The sequence below is a fragment of the Salinivibrio sp. YCSC6 genome, assembly GCF_004916735.1.
Lineage (GTDB): Bacteria > Pseudomonadota > Gammaproteobacteria > Enterobacterales > Vibrionaceae > Salinivibrio > Salinivibrio proteolyticus.
This window is the reverse complement of record NZ_CP039516.1, coordinates 1,798,165-1,822,488: the sequence shown is the minus strand read 5'-3', so window position 1 is coordinate 1,822,488 and position 24,324 is coordinate 1,798,165. Positions and strand designations below refer to the sequence as shown.

Genomic DNA, 24,324 nt, shown 5'->3' with positions numbered 1-24,324 from the left:
TTGCGTGATGAATTTCCTGCATAATCATACCTCCTGTGTGAGATCTCGTACCAGTCATCACAAGGTCAGGCGCCGGATGTTACGTCTTGATACACGCACACCTTTAATACGGTGCGCAGCTTGGCTTAACTCACAGGAACTATCACAGTGACAGATGCCTCGCATCTGGCAGGTTTATCATGATTGATGGGGCGCTAGGCCTTTCGCAATGAGGGAATACTTGTGAAAATACTCGGCATTCTGTTTCTGGTGTTATGCTTTTTGATCACCTTGGCGCTGGGAGCGCAAAACCAAGAAGTGATTAACTTTAACTATCTTATCGCGCAAGGTGAATTTAAGCTGTCAGTCATCTTGGGCATTGTCTTTGTCATTGGCTTTGGCATAGGCTGGCTGGTATGTGGAGCGCTGTACCTCAAAGCGCGCTTAACGGCGCGAGGATTGCGTAAGCAGGTAGAGAAACAACGCAAAGAACTTGATAAATTGCGTACGGACCCGCTTAAGGAACATTAATTCATGCTAGAGCTGTTGTTTCTGTTATTGCCAATAGCGGCCGGTTATGGCTGGTATATGGGTAACAGGAATGCTCGTCATCGACGGCAAGAACAGTCACATCATCTGTCTCGTCAGTATGTCACGGGACTCAATCTACTGCTGTCTGAGCAGTCGGATAAAGCGGTCGATCTCTTTATTGAACTGCTCCAAGTCGATAATGAAACGATTGATACTCACCTCGCGTTGGGCAACTTGTTTCGCTCTCGCGGCGAAGTCGACAGAGCGATCCGCATTCACCAAAACCTCATTGCTCGTCCTAACCTGACCCTCGACCAACGTAATCTCGCCATGCAACAGTTGGCGAAAGACTACATGGTGGCGGGCTTTTTCGACCGTGCAGAGAAAATCTTTGTCAAATTGGTCGATGAGCCTGACTACAAAGAGTTTGCGCTGCAACAGCTTTTGGCGATTTTCCAACAAACACGTGAGTGGGAAAAAGCGATAGACACCGCGGCCAAACTGGTTAAATTGGGTAAGAGCAAACTGCGTAAAGACATTGCTCATTTTCACTGTGAGTTGGCGATGCAGCAGATGGGTGAGGGGAATGAGCACAAAGCCCGACAACTGCTACGGCGCGCCCTGTCCTATGATAAAGGCTGTGTCAGAGCCAGCCTGATGCTAGCTAAGCTTGATATTCAGCACGAGGACTATAAAGGGGCGATTAAGCAGCTGGAAAACATTCTCGAGCAAGATGCTGATTTTGTCAGCGAGGCTTTACCGCTTCTCGCGCAAAGTTATCGCGCCTTGGGACGCGAAATGCAGCTTGTCCGTTTCTTAAAAGAATGCATTGAGAAAAAAGCCGGCGTCAGCGCTGAACTGATGCTTTCAGAGGTGATCAGTGCCAATGAGAACCTCGCGATGGCACAAAGCTTCCTGACCCGCCAACTAACCCGTAACCCGACCATGCGTGGTTTCCACAAGCTGATGGAATACCATGTGGAACAGGCGGAAGAAGGGCGCGCGAAAGCCAGCCTCAATACCCTCAAAGACCTTGTTGCAGAACAGATTAAAGTTAAGCCGCATTACCGTTGTCGTAAGTGTGGCTTTTCCACCCATGCGCTTTATTGGCAGTGCCCCTCATGTAAAAATTGGGGAGCGATTAAGCCAATTCGGGGCTTGGATGGGGAATAATGGCGATGCAGTGGCATCGCCGTTTTTTTATCTTGCTGTCACCGCGAATGGCTGCGACAGCTGGGGAGCACGCGGAGTGCGAGAATAACAACCTTGTGAAGGAATCAGGAGCAATAATGCAAGACCCGAAAGTCATCGTCGCCTTAGATTATGCAGACATGAATCAAGCATTGGCCTTTGTGGATAAAATTGAGCCGGGCTCGTGTCGTTTAAAAGTGGGCAAAGAAATGTTCACCTTATTTGGGCCTGCATTGGTTAAACAATTACACGCATACGGTCATGATGTCTTTCTTGACCTGAAGTTTCACGATATTCCGAACACGTGTGCGAAAGCGGTTGCGGCCGCGGCAGAGCTAGGCGTATGGATGGTGAACGTTCATGCCTCAGGCGGTGAGCGGATGATGAGTGCAGCACGTGAGGCGCTTGAGCCATATGGCGGCAACCGTCCATTGCTTATCGGCGTTACCGTATTGACCAGTATGACGGACGCGGATTTGCGCCAAAGTGGGGTACAACGCTCACCACAAGCGCAGGTACAGCACCTTGCCAAGCTGACGCAACAGTCGGGATTGGATGGTGTGGTGTGTTCAGCGCAAGAAGCCAGTTTGCTGAAAGCCCAGTGTGGCGATGCCTTTAAGTTGGTGACGCCCGGGATCCGGCCTGTGGGCAGTGCGGCTGGTGATCAGCGCCGAATTATGACCCCAGAACAAGCTGTTGCAGCGGGTTCCGACTACTTAGTGATTGGGCGTCCGATTACACAAGCCGATGACCCGGCGGCCGTCCTTGCACAAATCAATCAAAGTTTAGCGTAACATCAGGCGCAAAACTACTTGAGATAATAAAGGCCACATGTGTGGCCTTTATCGTGACTGGATCAGTGATAAAGCTAGGTACGCGTCGACGCAGATTTACGCGAGCGTCTATCAAGGATGGGTGCAGTAAAGTGACTATCGATCAGACGCTGGGTCAATGTATGCTGAGGATTGGCGAATAAGGACTCTGTGCTACCTGACTCGACCACTTCCCCTTTTTGCATCACCATCACCTTGTCGGTGACATGCTTAATCACGCCCATATGTTGAGACACGTAAACATAGGACAGTCCCATCTCTTCTTGGAGCTCGAGTAGCAAGTTGATGATCTGTGAGCGCATTGACATATCTAACCCGTTCAAGGCTTCATCGGCCACAATCACACTCGGTTGCAAGATTAACGCACGTGCCAGCGACACGCGCTGCTTTTGCCCCGTGGCGAGCATTTGCGGGTAAAAGTAGGCATGCTCAGGTAATAGACCAACCCGTAGCAGGGTTTCTTTAACGCGCTTGCCTCGCTCTTGCGGCGTCATATTGGTATTTCGTTTCAGCGGTCCTTCAAGAATTTGCCCGATCTGGTTTCTTGGATTGAGCGAGGTATTAGGATCTTGAAAGATCATGCGAATGAGCTTGCAGCGGGTTTGGTAATCTTTGAACGTCAGCTCTTCACCATTGACCCGAATCTGCCCCGATGTTGGTTCGATCACGCCTGCAATCATACGTGCTAGGGTCGATTTTCCCGAGCCATTTTCCCCCACAAAAGCGATGGTTTCGCCGACTTCTAGCTGGAAAGAAACGGGCTTCACCGCATGGGTGACGCGTTTTCTTAGCCAGCCAGTGCGGTGGTAATAATCTTTGCTTAACCCGTCGACTTCAAGAAGAGCGGTCATTTTTATTCTCCATATTTAATGGGAAGTGGCAGGCAAACTTATGGTTTTTGATTTTCTGTGTATGCGGCACTTCAACACATTTACGTTGCGCGTAAGGGCACCGAGGCCCCAAGCGACAACCAATCGGTAAGTGCTGTAACGGAGGAATCGAGCCCGGTAATGTTTCCAATTTACTTTTATGGGGAATATCTTGGCTGAAATCGGGCATCGCACGCAGCAAAGCATCCGTGTAGGGATGATGCGGCGTGGTAAGTATTTGCTCACGGTTGCCTGATTCAACCGATTGGCCGCAATACATCACGGTAATACGATCCGCCCACTGTGTTACTAAGGTTAAGTCGTGACTGATCAGCAAAATGGTGGTGTTAGAAAGCTGATTGGTACGACTGAGTAACCGGAAAATCTGCGATTGCGTGATAGGATCGAGGTCGTTAGTTGGCTCATCAGCGATCAACAGGCGAGGGCGGTTGGCAATCGCCATCGCAATCATCACTTTCTGGCATTCTCCATCGGTGAGCTCATACGGATAGCTGTCCATCACCCGTTTATGATCTTTGATGCCCACTTTATGCAATAAGGCAATCGAGTGCTGTTTGCGCCAGTTTAAACGTTGCCACCAGCTACCTGAAAACGAGGCAGGCGGAATGGCCTCTTCCAGCTGATGCCCGACGACCTCAGAGGGGTCTAAACAGGTCGAGGGCTCTTGAAAGATCATCGCAATGTCTTTACCGACCACATGACGACGTTCTCGTGCTGGAAGCTCAAGTAGATCGATATTACCTAATCGTAACCGGTCGGCGCTCACATGCCAGCTATCTTTGGTAACCCCACAAATGGCTTTGGCGACCAAACTTTTTCCTGAGCCAGACTCTCCCACTAAGCCACGGATCTCTCCGTCATTGATGGTTAGGCTCATACGGTCAACTGCTTTCACCATCCCTTGCGGGGTGTCGATTTCAATGGTCAGGTGACGAATATCTAATAACGGCATTATTCTGTTCCTGCGTTGATAGCTTGGCTGACCCCTTCACCAACAAGGTTAACAACCAAAACGCTAAACGCAATGGCCATTCCCGGGAGTGTAACTGTCCAAGGCGCGGTAAAAATGAGTTCGACCGAATCACCCAGCATCGCGCCCCATTCCGGTGCGGGTGGCTGGGCGCCGAGGCCCAAAAAGCCTAATGCTGCAATATCAAGAATGGCGACGGAAATTGCTCGGGTCATTTCAGTGCTCAGCACCACCGCCATATTCGGGAAAATGGAGTGATAGAGCAGATAAAAGTCGTTAGCACCATCAAGGCGCGCGGCAATGATGTAGTCTTTCTCTATCTCATTGTGTACGGCGGTATACACCGCACGAATAATACGAGGGATCAGAGAGAGCCAGACTGCAAGTAGCATCTGCATTTCTCCCACTCCTAAAAAAGCGACCACAATGATGGCAAGCAACAGCGAAGGAATCGAGAGGATGCTGTCGAGAATATGGTTCAAAAAGCTCGACTTTAGTCCCTTCGTCATGCCGGCTAGCACCCCAATGCCCACACCGACAATACCCGCGCCAATTGCCACCATCAGCGCATAGCCAAAGGTTAAACGTGAGCCGGCGATCAGGCGAGAGAGCATATCGCGGGTCAGATCGTCTGTGCCCAAGAAGTATTCAATTTGACCCGACTGCACCCAAGACGGCGCCATCAACAGGTGACCAGTTTGATGCTGTGGACTCCAAGGCGCTAATAAGGGAGCGAATATCGTCACCAAGATCAAGCCGACAAGGCACCAAAAACCAATCACGGCCAGCTTGTTACGACGAAATGCCGCCCACGATCGCTCGAGCTGGGTGGGAATATGCTGCTCGACATAGACATTATTTGAGGGCATACCATTCCTTCCTTACCAGAGGGTTCATAAACGCACCCACAACATCTGAAATGATATTTATCAGTAACACAAAGCCACCAATCACCAGAACGCCAGCTTGAACAGACGCGTAGTCTTTTGCGATCAGGGCATCTAATAGCCAACGACCAATGCCCGGCCAGTTAAATACCGACTCCACAATGATCACGAAGGTGACCATGGTTGATACCAATAAACCAAAATTAGGAATTATGGGTGGAATGGCGTTTTTCATGCCATGACGCAACACGATCTCGGTTTTAGACAGGCCCTTAGTCGCGGCGGCTTTGATGTAATTTTGGCTCATCACATGCGCCATCGAGTTGCGCACCATTTTGATGATTTCCGTGGTGGGCACCACCGCCAGTGTCAGCGTTGGCAAGGCGAGATGACGCATGATATCAGTGGCGACTTTGCCTTGAAGCGGTAAATCCGACAGCCATAAATCCACCAACGCAAAGCCGGTAATATGAGGGATCTCATATAAAAGATTATAGCGCCCAGACACAGGAAACCACTGTAAGTCGAGCGAAAACAGCATGATAAACAAAATAGCCAGCCAGAAGGTGGGAATTGAAAAAACCACCACAGCGAGCGAGGAGATCAGCTTATCTGTTGGCCCTTGACTGCGCAGGCCCGCTAAGGTGCCGAGTGGCACGCCAACCACAAAGCTTATCACCAATGCGGCAAGGCATAGCTCCAAGGTGGCTGGGGCGACATGCGTAAGGGTGACCATTACCGGCTCGCCGTTAGCGGCCATGCCTAAATGCCCCTCCACTAATTGGCGTAGGTAATATAACCAGCCAATCCAGTAATCAAAGCCATGCCACACTGAGTCAGGCGCCAACAGCATAATGTTGTAGCCAACCAAGGTGAGGATCACCAAGGTGATTAGGAACAGGTTGAGGCGTCGTAAGGTATAAATCAGCATTAGCGCCCCCGAGATACGTCAGCAAAGCTGTCGGCGCCAAATGGCGTCATGGTTAAGCCTTTTAGGCTTGCGTCACGCACTTGATGTTGAATGCCATGCGCTAAAGGTACGACGGGCATACGACGATTTAGAATGGTTTGTGCTTCGATATACAAGGCTTTGCGTGCCTCGGTATCTTCTGTCGCAATCGCTTCATTGAGTTTTTGATCAAAGTAGCGGTTGCACCAGTTTGACATATTCCAGCCAGTAAACTTTGCATTGCATGTCAGTAGTGGACGCAAAAAGGTGTCTGGATCGCCATTGTCTGCCACCCAGCCGGTCAGCACCATGTCATGCGCATCATCGCCTTCGCGAATAGCCACGCGGTTGACTGTTTTCTCCGGAATGATATTGACGCGAATACCGATCGCCCCTAAATCGGCTTGAATCAGTTCCGCCGTTTTTCGTGGGCTTGGGTTAAAAGCGGTGGGTTTCATTGGCACGGTCAAATCAACGCTAAAACCTTGGCGATAGCCCGCTTTAGCAAGGAGTGCGGCGGCCAATTTCGGGTTGTATTCGGTTTGGCTGTTGGGATCGTAAGCCCACGACATGGGCGGCAGCAAACTGGTGGCCGGAGCGCCAGTGCCGTAATACACCGAGCTGAGTAGGGCATTGCGATCAATGGCAAGGTTAATCGCTTGACGGACTTCCACTTCAGACAAGGCCGGATGGCGGGTATTCAAGGAGATAAAGGCGACGTTCATGCCGGTTTGAGATGACAAATGAAAACGCTTGTCATCGACGACCACAGGCAATTGACTAGCAACCGGCGAGGCGAGCACATCGCACTCACCAGTCAGCATTTTTGCTAAGGTGCCTGTGCCACGCGTTGAGACGTCAAATACCACCTGCTCCATGGGTGCTGGGCCCTGCCAATACTGCCAATGGCGACGCAAGCGAATAAATTCGCGTGGCTGAAACTCTGCCAGTGCAAATGGGCCAGTACCGACCGGATAGGTATCTATCTTTTCTGGGGTGCCAGCAGTAAGAAGTTGATCCGCATACTCTTTCGAGAGGATCACCGAAAAGTTGGTTGCCAAAGTGGATAAAAAAGACACATCAGGGCGTGAGAGCGTAAATTGAACGCGATAAGTGTCCAAAGCTTTTACGTCTTTCAATAACCCCGAGAAGTCCATGCTATCAAACCAAGGGTACTGGCCACCGGAGACAGGATGGTAAGGGTGATTGTTGTCGATGAGACGGCGAAACGAAAAGACCACATCATCAGCGTTGAGGTAGCGTGAAGGCGTAAACTGCACACTGCGATGAAACGCAACGCCCCGTCGCAGAGAGAACGTGTAGGTTTTACCATCCTCGCTGACTTCCCAGCTTTTCGCCAACATGGGTTCGGGCTGATACGTCTTAGGGTTTAGACGCAAAAGGCGATCGTAAAGCTGGCTCGATAAAGTGTCGGCCGTGAGGCCGCCGTCGGTCAATTGAGGGTTAAACGTGGTGGGCTGGCCCGGGCCACAAAAAACAAAGCCACGATTGTCGGCCGCACGTTGGTCCGTGGAGGCATCACAGCCTGCGAGGATCAAGCCGCTGACCCCAAGGATCAAAAATTGGATGAAAACGCGCATAAACCAAGTGAAATCAGCTATCAAAGTAAACCCCGTAATCTACCACCGAAACGGCCTTACCACCAAGCAAAGTAAGGGCAATGTCGCGTATCATTTTCCCAGTGATGTACGTATTGGCTTACATCATTGTTCGTCGTTGCCCACATTGTGTTTCCGTAACAGCCCCCTGAGTTGATGGTAGCTGAGGCCGAGTAACTGCGCGGCTTTTCTTTGATGATATTTGGCCTGTGTCATCGCCGCCATCAGCATGGCCTTTTCCATCTCGGTTTGCCACTCCCGCAAATCTACCGGTAACGCAGGGAGCGTCCCGCCTTGGTTGTCGGCCGCCGCATTGGTTTGACGTGGCGAGATCATCTCGGCTTGCCAAGGTGGTGTGAACGGGTCCAGACACAGTGATTCAACCGGCGTATCGGGATCATTGTGGCGATACAAGGCGCGTTCCACACTGTTTTTAAGCTCGCGGACATTGCCAGGCCAAGGGTGGGCAAGTAGCTGTGCTTGGGCTTGGGCAGAAAAACCGGCGAAGTAGCTATAGCCTAACTCGACCGCCATTTTTAGAGCGAAATGCTCAGCGAGTAATAAGATATCTTGTCGCCGCTCACGCAGTGGCGGCAGATGGACAACGTCAAACGCAAGGCGGTCTAACAGATCAGGCCGGAAGTCCCCACGCGTTGCCATCGCAGGAAGGTCTTCATTGGTCGCACAAATCAAGCGCACGTCCGCCTGCTTGGGCTGAGATCCTCCCACACGCTCATATTCGCCATACTCAATCACGCGAAGGAGCTTTTCTTGCACGCCCAAGGGGGCGGTGCCGACTTCATCTAAAAATAAGGTGCCACCTTCGGCACGCTCAAAGCGACCCGCATGACGCCCTTTGGCGCTCGTGAAGGCGCCCGCTTCGTGACCAAACAGCTCAGAATCGATCAGACCTTCACTTAATGCGGCGCAATTTAAACTGACGAGGGGCTGAGACCAGCGATGTGATAAGTAGTGCAAGCGTTGGGCAATCAGCTCCTTGCCGGTACCGCGCTCGCCAAGGATCAGCACGGGACGATTTAATGGCGCGAGCCGCGAGACGTGGTCCAACACGGCTAAAAAGCGATCGGATTCTCCGATTAAATTGTCTTGTTCACGCATGGCGATTTTTACCAAATAGTGGTTTTATTCATCATGGCGCGTTTGATGGCAGGATGCAATAAATTTTAAGCATCTGAAATATAAAGATTAAAAAGTTGGCACGTTAGTTGATTATACATTGGCTAGCAAACTATGGCTGAGCGATGGCGCTCAGACGAATCAGGCACAATGAGCATGTAATCTACTGCTTTGGTGCATCATTAAGGAGTCTATGATGGGTATTTTTTCTCGTTTCGCCGACATCGTAAATGCTAATGTGAATTCGCTGTTAGATAAGGCAGAGGATCCACAAAAAATGATCCGTCTTATTATTCAAGAGATGGAAGACACGCTGGTCGAAGTACGCACATCGTCCGCGAAAGCGCTCGCGGATAAAAAAGAAGTGGCGCGTAAGATTGAAAACGTCAATCGCCAGCTCCAAGAATGGCAAGATAAAGCCTCCTTGGCGCTGCAAAAAGATCGGGAAGATTTGGCGCGAGCAGCATTAATCGAAAAACAAAAAGCGCATGATATCAAAGTCGCGCTGGAAGAAGAGTTAAGCTTAATCGAAGAGAGTGTCGATAAGCTGAGCGGTGAAATCGCCGCCCTTGAGACCAAACTGACGGATACCCGCGCGCGTCAGCAGTCGCTGGCTATTCGACGTGAAACCGCCGGAAATCGCCGTGACGTGCGTCGCCACTTAGGAAGCGGCCGTGCTGATGAGGCAATGGCAAAGTTTGAACAATATGAGCGTCGTATTGACGAACTAGAAGCGGAAGCAGACAGCTATCAAATGGGCAAAGGCAAGCGACTCGAAGATGAGTTTGCCGATCTGCAAGCTCAAGATGAAATTGAAAAAGAATTGGCGGCACTAAAAGCCAAAATGAACGATAAGCAATAACAACCACGATAGGAGCGAACATGTCATCATTCTTTTTAGGCATACCACTGGCGATTTTCTTGCTATTTGTCGCCCCGTTGTGGCTGATGCTGCACTATCGTAGTAAGCGTCAAATTGGGCAAGGCTTGAGTGGACAAGATTATGAAACGCTGCAATCACTGGCGCAGCGTGCTGAAAAGCTGCAAACCCGTGTGGATAACCTCGAGCGTTTGCTCGATGCTGAAGCACCCCAATGGAGGCAACGCGCATGAGTCAAACCCTGTATCGTGACCCGGAAAATGGACGCATTGGCGGTGTGTGCGCTGGCATTGCCAATTACTTTGGCATGGAAACCTGGTTGGTGCGTATCTTGACGGTTTCTGCGTTTCTGATTGGTTTTGGCTTTTTTGTGATTGTTGCGTATATCGCTGCGATGTTGATCCTCGATAAAAAGCCGACCCAGCCTAATGAACAACCCGATGCGACACCGCAGCCTGAACACCAAGTGAAACAAAAGGCGTGGCAATCGGGAAAGCCGGCGAGCCAACTGATTGCGGATCTCGATCGCGAGTTTAGCGAGATGGAAGCAAAAGTTGGCCAGATGGAAGCTTATGTCACCTCCTCGGCATTCAATGTCGACCAAGCCTTTAAAAAGCTGTAAAGCGTTTATGACTTAACAGCTACACAGAACTTATTCGCGCTGTCCCATCGGATTTCTCTCGGGACAGCGTGGTCATAAAGGAGTCAATCTAACCGATGCCATCAGTGAAAAGGCGCGTAAAGCAGTGGGTAAGCCGCGGGGCTGACCGTCATGTGCGTCTCGCCGTTACCGGTTTATCTCGCGCGGGTAAAACCGCGTTTATTACCTCACTCATTAATCAGCTGACCCATTTAGGCACCCAGCCAAACTTGCCGTTACTGCAACTGGTGCAGCAAGGGCGCGCGCTGGGCGCACGTCGTGAGCCACACCCTCACATGCATCTTCCCGCGTTTGATTATGAAAACGCCATGCATGCCCTGCAAATGACACCGCCGACGTGGCCCTCGCCAACGCGAGATGTGAGTGAGGTGAGAGTGGCCGTGCGCTATCGCCCTCAATCTGCCGCCATGCGCGCGTTGAATGACATGGCTACCTTGTATGTCGATATTGTCGATTATCCGGGCGAATGGTTGTTGGATTTACCCTTGCTGAGCCAAAGTTACCCCCAGTGGTCGCAAAAGCAGTCCAGTATGTTAACGGGGAAACGCGCGGAACTTGCCAAGGTGTGGCAAGCGAAAGCGGCTCAACTGGACCCGCTTGCGCCGGCAGATGAAAAACAATTGGAAGAGGTCGCGGCAAGCTTTACTGAGTTTTTGCATGCTTGCAAAGCGCATGGTGGCTTACATTGGGTTCAGCCGGGACGGTTCGTGTTACCCGGTGAATTAGCCGGCGCGCCGGTCGTGCAGTTCTTCCCTTGGATGGGGGCATTAACTGACGATATCAAAGCTAAAGCGGACAAGCACACCAACTATGGCTTACTGAAGGCACGCTACGACTATTATTGTGAGCACGTGGTGGCTCAGTTCTACCGCGAGCATTTCGCTAAGATCGATCGCCAAGTGATCTTGGTTGATACGTTGCAGCCGCTCAATGTGGGGCCGGATGCCTTTCACGATATGCGTTTGGCGGTTGAGCAATTAATGCAGAGCTTTAAATATGGTAAATCTGGGTTGCTCAAACGGCTGTTCTCCCCGCGGATCGATAAAGTCTTGTTTGCGGCAACCAAAGCCGATCACGTTACGCCCGAACAACATCCGAATATGGTCAGCTTACTGCAACAAATTGTCCACCAAGCATGGCAACAAGCGGCTTTCGAAGGCATAGAGATGCGCTGCCAAAGTGTCGCATCCGTGGCGGCAACGACGCCCGGTTTCGTTGATGTCAAAGGCACCCAACACGCTGCACTGAAAGGCGAATTAGACGACGGCTCGGGGGTGACACTGTATCCGGGCGATGTACCAAACCAACTCCCCGATGCGGATTTTTGGCAACATCAAGGCTTTGATTTTCCATCATTTAGGCCACCTCATGTGCCATTAGATGCGCCGTTGCCACACATCCGCATGGACAAAGCGCTCGACTATTTGCTCGGCGATAAATTTCGATAAGAGAGGGTGAGATGACGCAATATAAACCCAAGCAAACGTTCACTCATCATGGCGATAATGATGAGGCGAGTGCTTTTCATGATGTGAAACACCGTGCTGAATTTGATGCACAGGCTGACTTTTTGCCTGAAGCCTCGTCGACACTCGAATCGGATCTGGAAGCGACGCTGACCCCTACGCGTAGGCGTCGCCGTGTGTGGCCTTTTTTGGTGTTACTCGGCGTACTCTTGGCGGTTGTGCAATCCGGTGTGAGTGTGTACCAATCGTGGCAGTCGCAAGATTGGCTGAGTTTAGCGTGGCAAAGCTTGTTGGTGGCGGTGGCCGCGACTGGGCTTGCGGTGCTGGGCCGTGAATGGCGAGCCATGCGTAAGTTAGTGCAGCGCGAGCAAACCCGCCAACATGCCGAGCAATTACTGGCTTCTGAGTCGGTTGGGCAGGGAGAGACCTTTTGTCGGACGCTGGCTGAGCGCACACAGCAAACCCATACTGCAGGGTTTGCCCACTGGCAAAGCCAAATCTCGGCCACGCATAACGATGGCGAAGTGTTGGCCTTGTATGAGCAAAATGTGTTAACCGACCAAGATAAAGCTGCGCGGTTATTAGTGACCAAATACGCGCAAGAAGCGGCACTTATGGTAGCGGTCAGCCCACTTGCGATTGCCGATATGTTGCTGGTGGCCTGGCGCAACTTGCATTTAATGACACGGATTGCGCAGATTTACGGTATTCAATTGGGTGTCAAAGCACGCTTCACCTTGCTAAAAATGGTGCTAACCAATATGGCCTTGGCAGGCGCCAGTGAGGCGATGACCGATGTGGGATTTGATGTCCTGTCGGTGAATATGGCCGGTCGCGTCTCCGGACGTGTGGCGCAAGGCTTGGGAATTGGGCTGCTGACGGCACGCTTGGGTCTTAAAACCATGACCTTAATGCGTCCGCTGCCTTGGCATGGCCAGCCCGCTCCGAGTTTGTCACAACTTCGTCGCGAGTTAGTTAAACGGCTTTTGGGTAAAGCTGAACGCTCAGCGTCGTAATGGGTCGCCCTTGGCCGCGAACTCGTCGCGATGCCAAGGGCGCGACAGACTCTCAGAGCTGTTAGGTAATTCAACTTTATAATCAAAAATTTACCCAAACGGACAGTGTGCTACAAACGTGATATCAGGTGGCAAAAATCGCATCAGGGCTTGACTGTTTCCGCCAACCCGCTCAAACTCCGCTTCAGTGTCAACTTATCCTGACAGCTAATTCGGCTCCGACAGATAAACTGTTTGACCTCTTACCTAACTGACTGATGAGTGCCGTTTTTTTAACCCACTCATCCAACGATGTGACGAGCCGGTATTGGGTATCACTGTCAAGTTACAGGAATCCATTATGAGACTGAAAGTCTGTTGTGAAGACAGAATCGGGCTAACGCGCGAACTACTCGATATCTTGGTACGGCGTGAAATCGACCTGCGTGGTATCGAGATCGATCAAGTCGGCATTATCTACCTCAATTGCCCTGAAATTGAATTCGAAGCCTTTAGCCAACTAATGTCTGAAATCCGTTTGATTTCAGGCGTGACCGATGTGCGTAAAATCCAGTTTCTGCCTGCCGAACGCGAGCACCGTGAACTGCGCGCTCTGCTCGAAAGTCTGACTGATCCTGTGTTCTCGATTAACCTCGATGGTTATATCGATATGGCCAATAAAGCGGCACTGGATTTGATTAGCTCAAGCGAGCATCAATTAGTGGGTGAGCACGCCAACAGTGTGTTCCCTGATTTTCAATTTTCTCACTGGTTAGAAAAAGAAGAAGCAAGCCAAAGTTGCCGCATGGTTGTGATGGCCGGGCTCGACTTTCTGATGGAAGTGATGCCGGTTCACATTAACGATGAGAGTGATCAGCCCGTGCTGGTCAGCGCCGTTGTCCAGCTCAAGCAAGTGGCAATGAACAATACGCCACAAACCGTGTTCCGTACCCCTAGCGATCACGGTTTTGAGCATTTGGTAGGCCAATCTAACAAGTTTAAACAGCTGATTAGCCAAGCGAAAAAGCTTGCCATGCTCGACGCGCCATTATTAATCCAAGGAGAAACGGGTACCGGCAAGGAGATGATCGCTCGGGCTTGTCATCGCCATTCGCTGCGTGCGGATAAGCCGTTCTTATTGGTCAACTGTGTGTCTATGCCAGATAACGCCGCCGAAACTGAATTATTTGGTATGGCGGCGGCGGAAAATGGCGGCACAGCCAAAAAAGGGATCCTTGAGCAAGCTGATGGCGGGACGGTTTTCTTGTATGAAGTCGGCGAAATGAGCCGTCATCTGCAAGTAAAACTATTGCGTTTTATGCAAGATGGCACCTTCCGTCGCGTTGGCGAAGAGCGTGAAATGCACGTTGATGTGCGCGTGATTTGCTCGACACAAAAGAATCTGCCTGAACTGGTCGCGGCGCAGCAATTCCGTGAAGACTTGTTCTATCGGCTTAATGTCTTGTCGTTGACCGTGCCTCCTTTGCGCGAGCGTACCGCAGACGTCATGCCTTTGGCTGAACTATTTATCAAACAGTTCGCCGCCGATTTGGGGCAATCTAAACCACGAATTGATAACGCACTGGCTGATTACCTAACCCACTATGCGTGGCCGGGTAATATTCGTCAGCTCCGCAATATTTTGCTTCATGCCATGACTCAAATTGACGCAGAAGTGATGACGATCGACGACGTTCAGTTACCGGAGATCGAAAATACCCAATTCATCAGTGAAGAGTCTCTGGATGGTTCGCTGGATGAAATCATGAAGCGATATGAATCAGGGATCTTAAATAATCTCTATCGGAGTTATCCGTCGACCCGAAAACTCGCCAAACGCTTGGACGTGTCGCATACCGCGATTGCGAATAAGCTGCGTGACTACGGGATTGGCAAAAAGTAGTCAACTCGACGCGCACTAAGCGGGCCCCTCTAGGGGCTCGCCTTGCTCAAGTGCCAATAAGGCGTGCTTGAGCTCAGCGCCATAACGGTAATCACCCACTTGGTGGTGCTCGTTAAGGACTCGATGGCAAGGGATGATGATGGGAATCGGATTCATGTTGCAGGCCATCGATACAGCACTGAGCATATGTGGCTCACCCAGTGCAGCGGCTAATTCTCGGTAGGTGCAGGTATCACCGTAGGGGATCTGCTGTATTTGCTGCCACAAACGACATTGAAACGGGCTGCCTTCCGGGCACAAGGGCAGTGAAAATTCAGTCCGTTGCCCTGAGAGGTACTCGAACAGCTGCGTTTTGTAGCGGTGGAGTGCTCTTGGGTCATGTTGCCACTCACGGCTGGGCTCAAAGGGGTGATACACCGACAAGGTCAGCTGTCTTAGTCCGTGTTCGTCCGCTAATAAGCTGATTTGCCCTAGCGGTGTTGTCATGCAGTCAAAAAACATAATCGTTCGGAACCACAGAATGTCTGATCCCAGTATAAGCCGTTTCCCGCGTATCATTGTCGATGATTTACGGATTGATGCGATCTGTCACGAAGACGTGACGCGTATTGTTCAATACTTCCAACGTAATCGCACTTTCTTGACCCCGTGGGAGCCGACACGCACCGATGGTTTTTATACCGAGCAGGGCTGGAAACGCCGCGTATTGCAATTGATGGAGTTGCAAAAACACCAGCTGGCTTATTACTTTTTAATCGCGAAGCCAACTTCACCGCAGGTGCTAGGTGTAATCTCTTACACCAGCATGATGCAGTATCCGTCTTACTCATGCACTGTGGGTTACTCATTAGATGAGCTCGCTCAAGGGCAAGGAATTATGCGGCGCGCGTTATCAGCCACCAACCAATGGCTGTTTGATAACGTGAATATGCATCGCGTCTGCGCCTCTTATATGCCGAAAAATGAAAAAAGCGCCAAGGTGTTAGAAGCGGTTGGGTTTGAGCGCGAAGGGCGTGCGCGCGATTATTTGCTGATTAACGGACACTGGGAAGATCATATCTTAATGGCCCACATTAATCCGCGTTGGCAGCCACCTCGTCCTGAGAGCACGCAAAACGCGACCTCTCTTGGCTAACGGTTGGTGACGAAAAAGGGCGCCGCAGCGCCCTTGGTCATGGCTGATAGCCTCAATTATTTCACGGTTAGGACACGCATCGTGTTGGTTGAGCCGATCACTTCCATTTGGTCACCTTGGGTCATAATGACCTGATCCCCTTCATCCAAGAAGCCACCTTCTTTGAGGGTTTGCAGCGCGCGCTCGGCAACTTGTAGGCCAGCTCCGCTATCACTGTCAAAGTACACCGGAGTGACCCCCCGATACAGCGCGGCACGGTTGAGTGTGTGCTCGTGACGTGAGAGCGCGAAGATAGGTTTACCTGACGAAATACGCGACATCATCAAGGCGGTTCGGCCCGACTCGGTCAACGAGACCATGGCTTTCACCCCTTTCATATGGTTCGCCGCATACATGGTCGCCATCGAAACCGTCTCTTCTTGGCTATCAAATTGACGATCCAGACGGTGATTCGACACATTGACGGACGGCATTTTTTCCGCCCCCATACAGACTTCGGCCATAGAGCGAACGGTTTCAACGGGGTATTGCCCCGCCGCGGTTTCTGCAGAGAGCATGACGGCATCTGTTCCGTCGAGGACGGCGTTCGCCACATCCATGACTTCCGCACGAGTTGGCATTGGCGCCGAAATCATCGACTCCATCATCTGAGTTGCTGTGATCACCAAACGGTTCATGCTACGGGCGCGGCGAATCAATTGCTTTTGGACTCCCACCAATTCAGGGTCGCCAATTTCAACGCCGAGATCGCCACGTGCCACCATCACCACATCTGATGCTTCGATGATGTCATCAATGCTGGCTTCGCTTGCCACGGTTTCAGCACGCTCAACTTTGGCAACCAATCGCGCCTCAAGGCCTGCGTCGCGGGCCAAGGTACGCGCGTAATTCATATCTTGACCGTTGCGCGGGAACGAAATTGCTAAGTAATCCACGCCAATTTTGGCGGCAGTATGAATGTCTTGTTTATCTTTTTCAGTCAATGCCGGCGCCGATAGACCGCCACCTTTTTTATTGATGCCCTTGTTGTTCGACAGCTTGCCACCGACCGTCACTTCGGTATGCACTTTCGCGCCGTCTACCGCCAACACTTTGAGTTGAACTCGGCCATCATCAAGCAACAGGATGTCGCCATTGGTCACATCCTGAGGGAGCGCTTTGTAGTCGAGGCCGACTGCATCTTGATCACCCATACCCGGTGATAAGTCACCGTCTAGGGTAAATTTATCACCAACGGCCAGTTGGATTGCTCCGTCTTTAAACGTCGATACACGGATTTTCGGCCCTTGTAGGTCGCCTAAAATACCGACATGACGACCTAATTTGGCCGCAATGGCTCGTACCTGTTCGGCACGCTTAATATGATCTTCTGCACTGCCGTGAGAAAAGTTGAGGCGAACCACGTTTGCGCCTGCCTTAATCACTGCTTCTAACACATCATCTTTATCAGTGGCAGGGCCGAGTGTTGTAACTATCTTGGTTCTTCTCAGTTTTGCAGACATGTTTAACTCCTGTTTTCATTGGGCTACGCCCAGACCGCGCATAGACCTGGATAGTGAGGTGCAACAGCAAAAACATCATGAAGCTCAACGTGCAACCAAGCACATTGCATCCAGTGTAGCGCAGGGAAAGCGTCGATCGTATGACACAAAAAAGGAGTGCCGAGGGCACTCCTGCGTATTAAGTCAACGACTCTTTGTGAAAGCGTGAATCGCGAATCGCGTCTTTCACACGTTTCAAGTTTTCTCTAAACCCGGGACCGCGGCGAAGCGTGAAGCCAGTCGCTAGCACATCAATGACGGTCATTTGCACGACGCGACTCGCCATGGGCATATAGACGTCGGTATCTTCCGGGACATCAAGCTGTATGGTGTGTGAACACACTTTATCCAGCGGTGAGTCACGCTGGGTAATGCCGATAACCGTCGCGCCGTTTTCACGCGCTAAGTTCGCCACATCGACCAAGCTTTTGGTGCGGCCAGTATGCGAGATCACCACCACGACGTCCCCATCGTTACAGTTAATACAGCTCATACGCTGCATTACGATGTCGTTGAAGCAAACAATGGGGATGTTAAAGCGGAAAAATTTGTTTTGTGCGTCATGCGCAACCGACGCCGAAGCACCGAGGCCGAAAAAAGCGATCTTTTTGGCTTGGGTCAGTAAATCCACCGCGCGATTAATTTGGTGGGTATCGATACTGTTTTTCGCGACATCCAAGCAGGCCATGGTGGATTCAAAAATTTTAGCGGTATAAGCGTCAGCACCATCGTTTTCTTCTACGTTACGATTGACGTAAGGTGTCCCGTTCGCGAGGCTTTGTGCAAGGTGCAATTTAAAATCAGGAAAACCCTTGGTGTCGAGTCGGCGACAGAAGCGGTTCACGGTTGGCTCACTCACATCCGCCATCTTAGCCAGTGTGGCAATGCTAGAGTGGATCGCTGTTTGTGGCGAGGCAACAATCACCTCAGCAACTTTTCTTTCAGATTTGCTGAAGTTTTCGAGATTTTTTTGTATTTTTTCCAGAGTATTCATTCGAGTTACCGCTTAAGTTCGTGACCAGAATGTAAAACAATCGTGACGTTATCCACGATCCAAATTCGATGTTAACTACGTATATCAACACGGTTTTTGACTACCGTTTCGTGGCATTTAGTCTATCTTCTCGCGCCTGCTAATGACATTATTATGACCATTCGAGCATGAAAACTTTGTCGCCATTCACGCTTTTGGTTATTTCCTTTCAGGATCACGGAATATATTTACAGCGTGAAATAAATAATAGACCAAAATAGGCGAAATAACGGCGCTGTTATCCATTACATTGAAAAATAATTACGTAACAAAAGGAGTGACTGTGACGGGTTTTAAAATAGGTATTTGTGGCTGTGGTTGGTTAGGCACGTCTTTGGCCAAACAGTTACTGGCAGCGGGCCATCATGTTGTAGGGACAAAGCGTGATGCGGCTGATGCACGGGCGCTCAGCGAGACGCTTGGGTGCGACGTGGTGCCGTTTGATGTGATGAAACCCGATTACACCTCCGCGGCATCCTTACTTGGCTGCGATATCGTCGTAATCAACATTGCTGCCGGACGGCGGAACGCAGACTTCAATGCCTATCAAGCGGCCATGACCGCATTTATCGACACATTGTTTGCCGCCGAGGTTAAGCATGTCCTCTTTATTAGCACCACCTCTGTGTATGGTGATTTGAAAGGGCAGGTGACAGAACACTCGATGCCGGCACCACAGACTGCATCTGGAAAAGCTCACCACGCGATTGAAGCGCACCTTCGTGCTCATTACGGTAATACCTCGACGGTGCTGCGTTTGGCTGGATTGATTGGTGGAGACCGTCATCCGTCGAAAACATTGGCAGGGCGGAGCGACTTGGCGGGTGCCAATGAGCCGGTCAATTTGGTGCACCGGGCGGATGTAATTAGCACCATTGCCGCAATTGTTCATCAGCAACAATGGGGACACACCTTTCATTTGTGTGCAGAGCTTCATCCTCCCAAAGCGACGTATTATCCGTGGGCCGCACGGGAAATGGGCCTAACGCCGCCGCAATTTACCGTCAGTGCGGGGGATGGTAAATGGATTGATGCTTCAGAAACGTTAAAGGCCCTTGGCTTGACGTTGCGATATGGCTCGCCCTATCAAATGATTGCCAATGGTGCTGTTAGCCCTGATTAAACACGGTGAGCGAAGATAAGTGCGCCCAAGATAAATAAGCAAAGATCAAAAGCGGTTAGTGCCGTTAAAAAAAGAAAAGCCCACACAAGGTGGGCAAAAAATAAAGGTAGAGACAAACAAACTCTAAAGTGAGTAGAAAAAGCAGCAGCAGGTCGGAAAGAAAGAGAAATCATGCGCCCTCAATCGCTGAGGGAGATAAGGCATTTCTTACCGATGCACCCATTAGGACTGGGCGAAATTGAAGAAGTTCCTTAGGTTGAGAAAAACTGGCAATTATTTATTAATACGCGATTAATTCGTGATTTTTCTCACAAAAATTGTGCATTAGAGGAGGTGAATGGCAATATTTCTTTTGTCTCGTCACCGACTTAGCGTGGCGAGTTAGCATGTTGATGCGGCGCTGATTGAGTGCACGCACATAAAAAAGCCCACAAGCAACGAGCGAGTGGGCGTAGAAGAAAAGTCTTCTAGAAAAAGCAGTGGCACAGAGTGTGACCGCCATTAATGCGAAAGGGTTCCCAATTTTGCACAAAAAATCGCCTTTTTCTCCTCGTTGCATATTGACGTTGCTCTTTTGCCCCCGACATTCAGTGTCATAGCGGGGATTGGCGGCAGAAATCACCGTCCTATTTTTTACCAACCACCATACGCTATCGATTCGTTGCCTTGTGCTACTCGGTGTCGAGTGACTCCTTTTCACCACGGTAAGTCGCCCAAATACATGACCGAGTGTCGCTCGGAACAGTGCCTACCACGCGTCTTGCTCATAACACCGTTGAACCTACCGCGCTCGATATTCAGGAATGTGATGTTACTCATGTGATGATGGTGTGTTTCTATCTTGTTAAACCTGACATTGCGTTATAAAGTTAAACAAGCGTTTAATACAGGTGAATGAAAATGGCAGGACGAGGCGAAACCAAAGCAAAAATTCTGGATGCCGCGGAGCAACTCTTCGCCGAGCATGGGTTTAAGGAAACCTCACTTCGAACGATTACCGGCAAAGCGGGCGTTAACCTCGCGTCGGTGAACTACCATTTTGGGGATAAAAAATCACTGGTTCGGGCAGTATTAAGCCGTTATCTCGAGGCGTTCATGCCCGCGCTCGGAGAGCAACTGCAAGCGCTGCTCAGTGAGCCCCATTGCACGATGGAACAAGTGTTTGCCTGTGCAAAACAACCTGTGCTTGCTCTTGATAAGTATCGCCCGCATGGCGCCGCGACATTTATGCAGCTAATTGGACGTGGGTACAGCGATGTACAAGGGCACCTGCGTTGGTTTATTACCACCCGCTATGAGCATGTGCTCTCATTGTTTAACCAAGCGGTACGCAAAGCCAATCCAGATCTCACGTCAGAAGCGGTTTTTTGGCACTTACATTTCACCTTGGGCGCGGCGATTTTCACCATGGCGTCGAGTGAGGCATTACGCGACATCGCCGAAAACGATTTTGGACGCACGTTAGATTCAGAAGCGATCGTTGACCGACTTATTCCGTATCTAGCTGCAGGGATGAACGCCAAACCAAGACAAGCGTCGCAAGATAACATCGTGGCATTTGCCGCAGAGTAACGCACGATTACCTTTGGGCTGATGGCGAAAAAATAAGCGCAAGGGACAGTCAAAGAGCGATGGGATTTAAGTCGTGCATCGCGCTGTTGTAACAACCCGTAAGCGGCACCCTAAGTGCCAAGTGAAAACCCGTTCTGGTCGCACAATAACACCAAAAAGAGTGCAACCATGATCAACAAAAGGACCTGAATCATGAGCTCTCAAACGTCAATGCGTCGATCACTGATTAGTGATAAAGCGTTTTCTTTCTTCAAAAAGGTACTGCCGCCGCTATCAGCGACCGAGCGTGAGGCGATGGAAGCCGGTAGCGTATGGTGGGACGGCGAGTTGTTCTCCGGCTCGCCAGATTGGCAAACCCTACACCAGTACGGCAAGCCATCACTAACCGCAGACGAGCAAGCCTTTATCGACAACCAGCTGGAAACGCTGCTGGCGATGCTCGACGACTTTAAAATCGTTCAAGAGCAAAAAGACCTGCCGGAAAAAGTGTGGGAATACCTCAAAAAAGAGCGCTTCTTTTCACTGATCATCCCCAAAGAATACGGCGGCCTCGCGTTCTCGGCGCTTGCCAACTCGACCATTGTATCGCGCATTGCCACTCGTAGTTTAAGTGCTGCAGTGACCGTGATGGTGCCAAACTCTTTGGGGCCGGGTGAACTACTGACTCACTATGGTACCCAAGAACAGCGTGATTATTGGTTGCCTCGCTTAGCGGATGGCCGTGAAGTGCCCTGTTTTGGCCTGACAGGCCCAGAAGCCGGTTCGGATGCGGGAAGCATTCCTGACCGTGGCGTGGTGTGCATGGGCGAATACGAGGGCAAAGAAGTGCTGGGTATTCGCTTAAGCTGGAACAAGCGTTACATTACTCTCGCGCCGGTGGCCACTGTGGTTGGTCTGGCATTTAAACTGGACGACCCTGACGGCATGCTCGGCGAGAAAAAAGAGCTCGGGATCACCTGTGCGCTGGTGCCTGCGGATCATCCCGGCGTTGAAATTGGTGATCGCCATAACCCGCTCAACATGGCGTTTATGAACGGTACTACCAAGGGCGAAGATGTCTTTATCCCTATCGATTGGGTGATCGGGGGCAAAGATTATGTCGGCCGCGGCTGGCGGATGCTGGTGGAGTGCTTATCAGCAGGGCGCGGCATCTCCTTACCGGCGTTGGGTACGGCAGTGGGCCATTTGGCTAGCCGAACCACGGGTGCATACAGCTATGTACGTAAACAGTTCGGAATGCATATTGGTCGCTTTGAAGGAGTCGCCGAAGCGTTAGGACGGATGGGCGGATTGACCTATTTGCTCGAATCGACCCGCACGTTGACCACCACAGCGCTCGACAAAGGTGAGAAGCCAGCGATTATCACCGCGATCTCGAAATACCACATGACAGAGCTGGCGCGCACCATCTTAAACGATGCCATGGATATCCATGCTGGGCGTGCAATCCAATTGGGGCCACTTAACTATATTGGCCATCACTACTTTGGGATTCCGGTCGCGATCACGGTAGAAGGGGCTAACATTTTGACCCGTAACCTGATGATCTTTGGTCAAGGGGCGACCCGTTGTCACCCATATGTACTCAAAGAAATGGAAGCGGCGGCGAACCCTGACCAAGAAGCTGGTGCGCAAGCGTTCGATAAGCTGCTGTTTAAGCACATCGGTCACGCGAGTAAAAACAGTGTGTTGGGCTTGGTTAACGCGCTAACCGGCTCCCTGACTAATCGCGCGCCAGTGAGTGGCGAAACGGCGAAATACTACCGTCATCTGACACGAATGAGCCGAGCATTGGCTGTGACCACCGATGTTGCCATGTTGGCTCTCGGCGGCGAGCTGAAACGCCGTGAAATGCTCTCAGCCCGTTTAGGTGATGTGTTAAGTCATCTTTATATGGCTTCTGCAGTACTGAAGCGCTTTGAAGATGAAGGACGTCCGCGTGCTGATTTGCCAATGGTGCACTATGCGCTGCAATACTGTTTAGCTCAGTGTGCGAAAGCCTTTGATGGCGCATTTAATAACTTCCCACGTAACGGTGTGGGTCGCAGCTTACGTGTACTTCTCTTCCCGTTGGGCATGCACTACAAAATGCCATCGGATAAATTGCTTAACCAAATTGCAGAGCAGCTGATGACACCGAGCGCGGATCGCGATCGCTGGACACACATTTGCTATGTGGGTGACAAGCCTGAAGATCCTGTTGCCGTGATGGAGCGTGCCTTTGTAGCAATGTGGGAATCACGCGATACCGACAAGGCGTTGATCAAAGCCGCCAAAGCGAAGCAAATCGACGGGAAAGCCAGTTTGGCTGATCGCTCACAGCAGGCCGTGGATCAAAACATCATTACCGCGCAAGCACGAGAGAAACTGCTTGAGGCTGATGCGCTACGTGCATATGCGGTTCAAGTTGATGATTTTAAAGCGGAATGGTTTGCATCTAACCAGCTAGAAGGTGGTGCGATTAAAAAGCCGAACCCAAACAAAGCGGCTTAACTGCGAAGAAAACCGCACCATGACGACAAAAAGCGCTTGCTTCGGCAGGCGCTTTTTTATGAGACAGCGGCTTACTATGACTGCTCCAACCAGTGTGATTAAAATCACATAAATGATGCAAGTCTGCTCTTTTTTACTTATTATGTTCCTTGGCAGTGTCGTGATGGCAAGACGCCAACATCGATCAAGCGTGTCGAACTAAAGAGGTAAGTCACTGTGAGTAAAATCCATCAACCACGAGATACAGACGCTAGCTCAACCCCAACACCCCCTGAATTTGGCTTAACCGGTAACATTGCGTTTAACTGGGGCCAACATATCTTCTCGAATGCGTGGGAGCAAAGTGGCAATAAAGAAAACGCGCAAGACAATGATAAATTCATCTCGCCGAACCCTTATGCCTCTTGGTTTATGTATTGGCCGCTTAACCGTCGTCGTTAAGAGTGCGTCTTTGCGCCATTTCGGTGGCGCTGATCGCGATCTCGTCCACTAATCTTGTCTGCAACACCTCCAACCACTGGATATTTTCGTCATTT

General features: G+C 50.7%; 23 protein-coding genes. 14 read left to right on the top strand and 9 right to left on the bottom strand.

Going from position 1 to position 24,324, the window contains the following annotated elements; all coding sequences use genetic code 11:
• The first annotated feature begins 222 nt into the window (after positions 1 to 222).
• The 3 genes from E8E00_RS08375 (at position 223) to pyrF (ending at position 2,495) form a co-directional block, all read left to right on the top strand.
• Positions 223 to 510 carry a LapA family protein gene (locus tag E8E00_RS08375; RefSeq protein WP_069588877.1) on the top strand — a complete coding sequence of 96 codons (288 nt, stop codon included), beginning with the start codon at positions 223 to 225 and terminating at the stop codon, positions 508 to 510.
• A gap of 3 nt (positions 511 to 513) precedes the next feature.
• Positions 514 to 1,683 (top strand): lipopolysaccharide assembly protein LapB, encoded by a 1,170-nt coding sequence (lapB, locus tag E8E00_RS08370; protein WP_096627834.1) that lies wholly within the window; start codon positions 514 to 516, stop codon positions 1,681 to 1,683.
• A gap of 116 nt (positions 1,684 to 1,799) precedes the next feature.
• Positions 1,800 to 2,495, top strand: coding sequence for an orotidine-5'-phosphate decarboxylase (gene pyrF / locus E8E00_RS08365; protein ID WP_069588880.1), 696 nt, complete (start codon positions 1,800 to 1,802; stop codon positions 2,493 to 2,495).
• 74 nt (positions 2,496 to 2,569) lie between these two features.
• On the opposite strand, the gene E8E00_RS08360 is transcribed toward pyrF, so the two are convergent.
• The 6 genes from E8E00_RS08360 to pspF all read right to left on the bottom strand — a co-directional run bounded on the left by E8E00_RS08360 (position 2,570) and on the right by pspF (position 8,968).
• Positions 2,570 to 3,385, bottom strand: a complete 816-nt coding sequence (locus E8E00_RS08360; RefSeq protein WP_069588882.1) for an ATP-binding cassette domain-containing protein — start codon at positions 3,383 to 3,385, stop codon at positions 2,570 to 2,572.
• Entirely contained in the window at positions 3,369 to 4,376 is a 1,008-nt protein-coding gene (locus E8E00_RS08355) for an oligopeptide/dipeptide ABC transporter ATP-binding protein (protein ID WP_069588884.1), read from the bottom strand. The genes E8E00_RS08360 and E8E00_RS08355 overlap by 17 nt, the downstream gene beginning before the upstream one ends.
• Positions 4,376 to 5,263 (bottom strand): putrescine export ABC transporter permease SapC, encoded by an 888-nt coding sequence (gene sapC, locus E8E00_RS08350; RefSeq protein WP_096627837.1) that lies wholly within the window; start codon positions 5,261 to 5,263, stop codon positions 4,376 to 4,378. Before sapC ends, E8E00_RS08355 begins: the two co-directional genes overlap by 1 nt.
• Positions 5,250 to 6,212 (bottom strand): ABC transporter permease subunit, encoded by a 963-nt coding sequence (locus E8E00_RS08345; RefSeq protein WP_096627840.1) that lies wholly within the window; start codon positions 6,210 to 6,212, stop codon positions 5,250 to 5,252. Before E8E00_RS08345 ends, sapC begins: the two co-directional genes overlap by 14 nt.
• The gene (gene sapA / locus E8E00_RS08340; RefSeq protein ID WP_096627843.1) at positions 6,212 to 7,831 is read right to left on the bottom strand and encodes an ABC transporter substrate-binding protein SapA; all 1,620 of its coding nucleotides are present in this window, start codon (positions 7,829 to 7,831) and stop codon (positions 6,212 to 6,214) included. The genes E8E00_RS08345 and sapA overlap by 1 nt, the downstream gene beginning before the upstream one ends.
• A gap of 123 nt (positions 7,832 to 7,954) precedes the next feature.
• On the bottom strand, positions 7,955 to 8,968 hold the full coding sequence (gene pspF / locus E8E00_RS08335; RefSeq protein WP_069588890.1) for a phage shock protein operon transcriptional activator: 1,014 nt from the start codon (positions 8,966 to 8,968) through the stop codon (positions 7,955 to 7,957).
• A gap of 214 nt (positions 8,969 to 9,182) precedes the next feature.
• Between pspF and pspA the strand changes: the two genes are divergently transcribed.
• From pspA to tyrR, 6 genes are all read left to right on the top strand, one after another.
• The gene (gene pspA, locus E8E00_RS08330; protein WP_069588891.1) at positions 9,183 to 9,848 is read left to right on the top strand and encodes a phage shock protein PspA; all 666 of its coding nucleotides are present in this window, start codon (positions 9,183 to 9,185) and stop codon (positions 9,846 to 9,848) included.
• 20 nt (positions 9,849 to 9,868) lie between these two features.
• The gene (pspB, locus tag E8E00_RS08325) at positions 9,869 to 10,099 is read left to right on the top strand and encodes an envelope stress response membrane protein PspB (RefSeq protein ID WP_069588893.1); all 231 of its coding nucleotides are present in this window, start codon (positions 9,869 to 9,871) and stop codon (positions 10,097 to 10,099) included.
• Entirely contained in the window at positions 10,096 to 10,488 is a 393-nt protein-coding gene (pspC, locus tag E8E00_RS08320; RefSeq protein ID WP_096627845.1) for an envelope stress response membrane protein PspC, read from the top strand. The genes pspB and pspC overlap by 4 nt, the downstream gene beginning before the upstream one ends.
• Before the next feature lie 95 nt (positions 10,489 to 10,583).
• A complete protein-coding gene (locus tag E8E00_RS08315) occupies positions 10,584 to 11,975 on the top strand; it encodes a YcjX family protein (protein WP_096627848.1) in 1,392 nt (463 codons plus the stop codon).
• 11 nt (positions 11,976 to 11,986) lie between these two features.
• Positions 11,987 to 13,009 carry a YcjF family protein gene (locus E8E00_RS08310; protein ID WP_096627850.1) on the top strand — a complete coding sequence of 341 codons (1,023 nt, stop codon included), beginning with the start codon at positions 11,987 to 11,989 and terminating at the stop codon, positions 13,007 to 13,009.
• A 340-nt stretch (positions 13,010 to 13,349) separates the two neighbouring features.
• Positions 13,350 to 14,891 (top strand): transcriptional regulator TyrR, encoded by a 1,542-nt coding sequence (tyrR, locus tag E8E00_RS08305; RefSeq protein ID WP_069588901.1) that lies wholly within the window; start codon positions 13,350 to 13,352, stop codon positions 14,889 to 14,891.
• A 15-nt stretch (positions 14,892 to 14,906) separates the two neighbouring features.
• Here tyrR and E8E00_RS08300 read toward each other — a convergent pair whose 3' ends face one another.
• A complete protein-coding gene (locus tag E8E00_RS08300; RefSeq protein ID WP_240531871.1) occupies positions 14,907 to 15,377 on the bottom strand; it encodes a methylated-DNA--[protein]-cysteine S-methyltransferase in 471 nt (156 codons plus the stop codon).
• Positions 15,378 to 15,411: 34 nt separating this feature from the next.
• Here E8E00_RS08300 and E8E00_RS08295 point away from each other — a divergent pair, with 34 nt between their 5' ends.
• Positions 15,412 to 16,026: a GNAT family N-acetyltransferase gene (locus tag E8E00_RS08295; protein ID WP_069588905.1), complete on the top strand. Its 615-nt coding sequence runs from the start codon at positions 15,412 to 15,414 to the stop codon at positions 16,024 to 16,026.
• 56 nt (positions 16,027 to 16,082) lie between these two features.
• Here E8E00_RS08295 and pyk read toward each other — a convergent pair whose 3' ends face one another.
• Positions 16,083 to 17,528, bottom strand: a complete 1,446-nt coding sequence (pyk, locus tag E8E00_RS08290) for a pyruvate kinase (RefSeq protein ID WP_077480431.1) — start codon at positions 17,526 to 17,528, stop codon at positions 16,083 to 16,085.
• A gap of 178 nt (positions 17,529 to 17,706) precedes the next feature.
• The gene (locus tag E8E00_RS08285; RefSeq protein ID WP_069588909.1) at positions 17,707 to 18,561 is read right to left on the bottom strand and encodes a MurR/RpiR family transcriptional regulator; all 855 of its coding nucleotides are present in this window, start codon (positions 18,559 to 18,561) and stop codon (positions 17,707 to 17,709) included.
• A 322-nt stretch (positions 18,562 to 18,883) separates the two neighbouring features.
• Here E8E00_RS08285 and E8E00_RS08280 point away from each other — a divergent pair, with 322 nt between their 5' ends.
• From E8E00_RS08280 to E8E00_RS08265, 4 genes are all read left to right on the top strand, one after another.
• Positions 18,884 to 19,723: an SDR family oxidoreductase gene (locus E8E00_RS08280; protein ID WP_168174028.1), complete on the top strand. Its 840-nt coding sequence runs from the start codon at positions 18,884 to 18,886 to the stop codon at positions 19,721 to 19,723.
• Positions 19,724 to 20,623: 900 nt separating this feature from the next.
• Positions 20,624 to 21,295: a TetR/AcrR family transcriptional regulator gene (locus E8E00_RS08275; RefSeq protein ID WP_077455156.1), complete on the top strand. Its 672-nt coding sequence runs from the start codon at positions 20,624 to 20,626 to the stop codon at positions 21,293 to 21,295.
• 192 nt (positions 21,296 to 21,487) lie between these two features.
• Entirely contained in the window at positions 21,488 to 23,788 is a 2,301-nt protein-coding gene (locus tag E8E00_RS08270; RefSeq protein WP_096627854.1) for an acyl-CoA dehydrogenase, read from the top strand.
• A gap of 216 nt (positions 23,789 to 24,004) precedes the next feature.
• A complete protein-coding gene (locus E8E00_RS08265; protein WP_069588915.1) occupies positions 24,005 to 24,229 on the top strand; it encodes a hypothetical protein in 225 nt (74 codons plus the stop codon).
• Positions 24,230 to 24,324 lie beyond the last annotated feature (95 nt).

Excerpts from the sequence above, each read along its gene's own strand:
- lapB (WP_096627834.1), top strand. The coding sequence starts at position 514 with ATGCTAGAGCTGTTGTTTCTGTTATTGCCAATAGCGGCCGGTTATGGC.
- pyrF (WP_069588880.1), top strand. The coding sequence starts at position 1,800 with ATGCAAGACCCGAAAGTCATCGTCGCCTTAGATTATGCAGACATGAAT.
- E8E00_RS08360 (WP_069588882.1), bottom strand. The coding sequence starts at position 3,385 with ATGACCGCTCTTCTTGAAGTCGACGGGTTAAGCAAAGATTATTACCAC.
- E8E00_RS08355 (WP_069588884.1), bottom strand. The coding sequence starts at position 4,376 with ATGCCGTTATTAGATATTCGTCACCTGACCATTGAAATCGACACCCCG.
- sapC (WP_096627837.1), bottom strand. The coding sequence starts at position 5,263 with ATGCCCTCAAATAATGTCTATGTCGAGCAGCATATTCCCACCCAGCTC.
- E8E00_RS08345 (WP_096627840.1), bottom strand. The coding sequence starts at position 6,212 with ATGCTGATTTATACCTTACGACGCCTCAACCTGTTCCTAATCACCTTG.
- sapA (WP_096627843.1), bottom strand. The coding sequence starts at position 7,831 with ATGCGCGTTTTCATCCAATTTTTGATCCTTGGGGTCAGCGGCTTGATC.
- pspF (WP_069588890.1), bottom strand. The coding sequence starts at position 8,968 with ATGCGTGAACAAGACAATTTAATCGGAGAATCCGATCGCTTTTTAGCC.
- pspA (WP_069588891.1), top strand. The coding sequence starts at position 9,183 with ATGGGTATTTTTTCTCGTTTCGCCGACATCGTAAATGCTAATGTGAAT.
- pspB (WP_069588893.1), top strand. The coding sequence starts at position 9,869 with ATGTCATCATTCTTTTTAGGCATACCACTGGCGATTTTCTTGCTATTT.
- pspC (WP_096627845.1), top strand. The coding sequence starts at position 10,096 with ATGAGTCAAACCCTGTATCGTGACCCGGAAAATGGACGCATTGGCGGT.
- E8E00_RS08315 (WP_096627848.1), top strand. The coding sequence starts at position 10,584 with ATGCCATCAGTGAAAAGGCGCGTAAAGCAGTGGGTAAGCCGCGGGGCT.
- E8E00_RS08310 (WP_096627850.1), top strand. The coding sequence starts at position 11,987 with ATGACGCAATATAAACCCAAGCAAACGTTCACTCATCATGGCGATAAT.
- tyrR (WP_069588901.1), top strand. The coding sequence starts at position 13,350 with ATGAGACTGAAAGTCTGTTGTGAAGACAGAATCGGGCTAACGCGCGAA.
- E8E00_RS08300 (WP_240531871.1), bottom strand. The coding sequence starts at position 15,377 with ATGACAACACCGCTAGGGCAAATCAGCTTATTAGCGGACGAACACGGA.
- E8E00_RS08295 (WP_069588905.1), top strand. The coding sequence starts at position 15,412 with ATGTCTGATCCCAGTATAAGCCGTTTCCCGCGTATCATTGTCGATGAT.
- pyk (WP_077480431.1), bottom strand. The coding sequence starts at position 17,528 with ATGTCTGCAAAACTGAGAAGAACCAAGATAGTTACAACACTCGGCCCT.
- E8E00_RS08285 (WP_069588909.1), bottom strand. The coding sequence starts at position 18,561 with ATGAATACTCTGGAAAAAATACAAAAAAATCTCGAAAACTTCAGCAAA.
- E8E00_RS08275 (WP_077455156.1), top strand. The coding sequence starts at position 20,624 with ATGGCAGGACGAGGCGAAACCAAAGCAAAAATTCTGGATGCCGCGGAG.
- E8E00_RS08270 (WP_096627854.1), top strand. The coding sequence starts at position 21,488 with ATGAGCTCTCAAACGTCAATGCGTCGATCACTGATTAGTGATAAAGCG.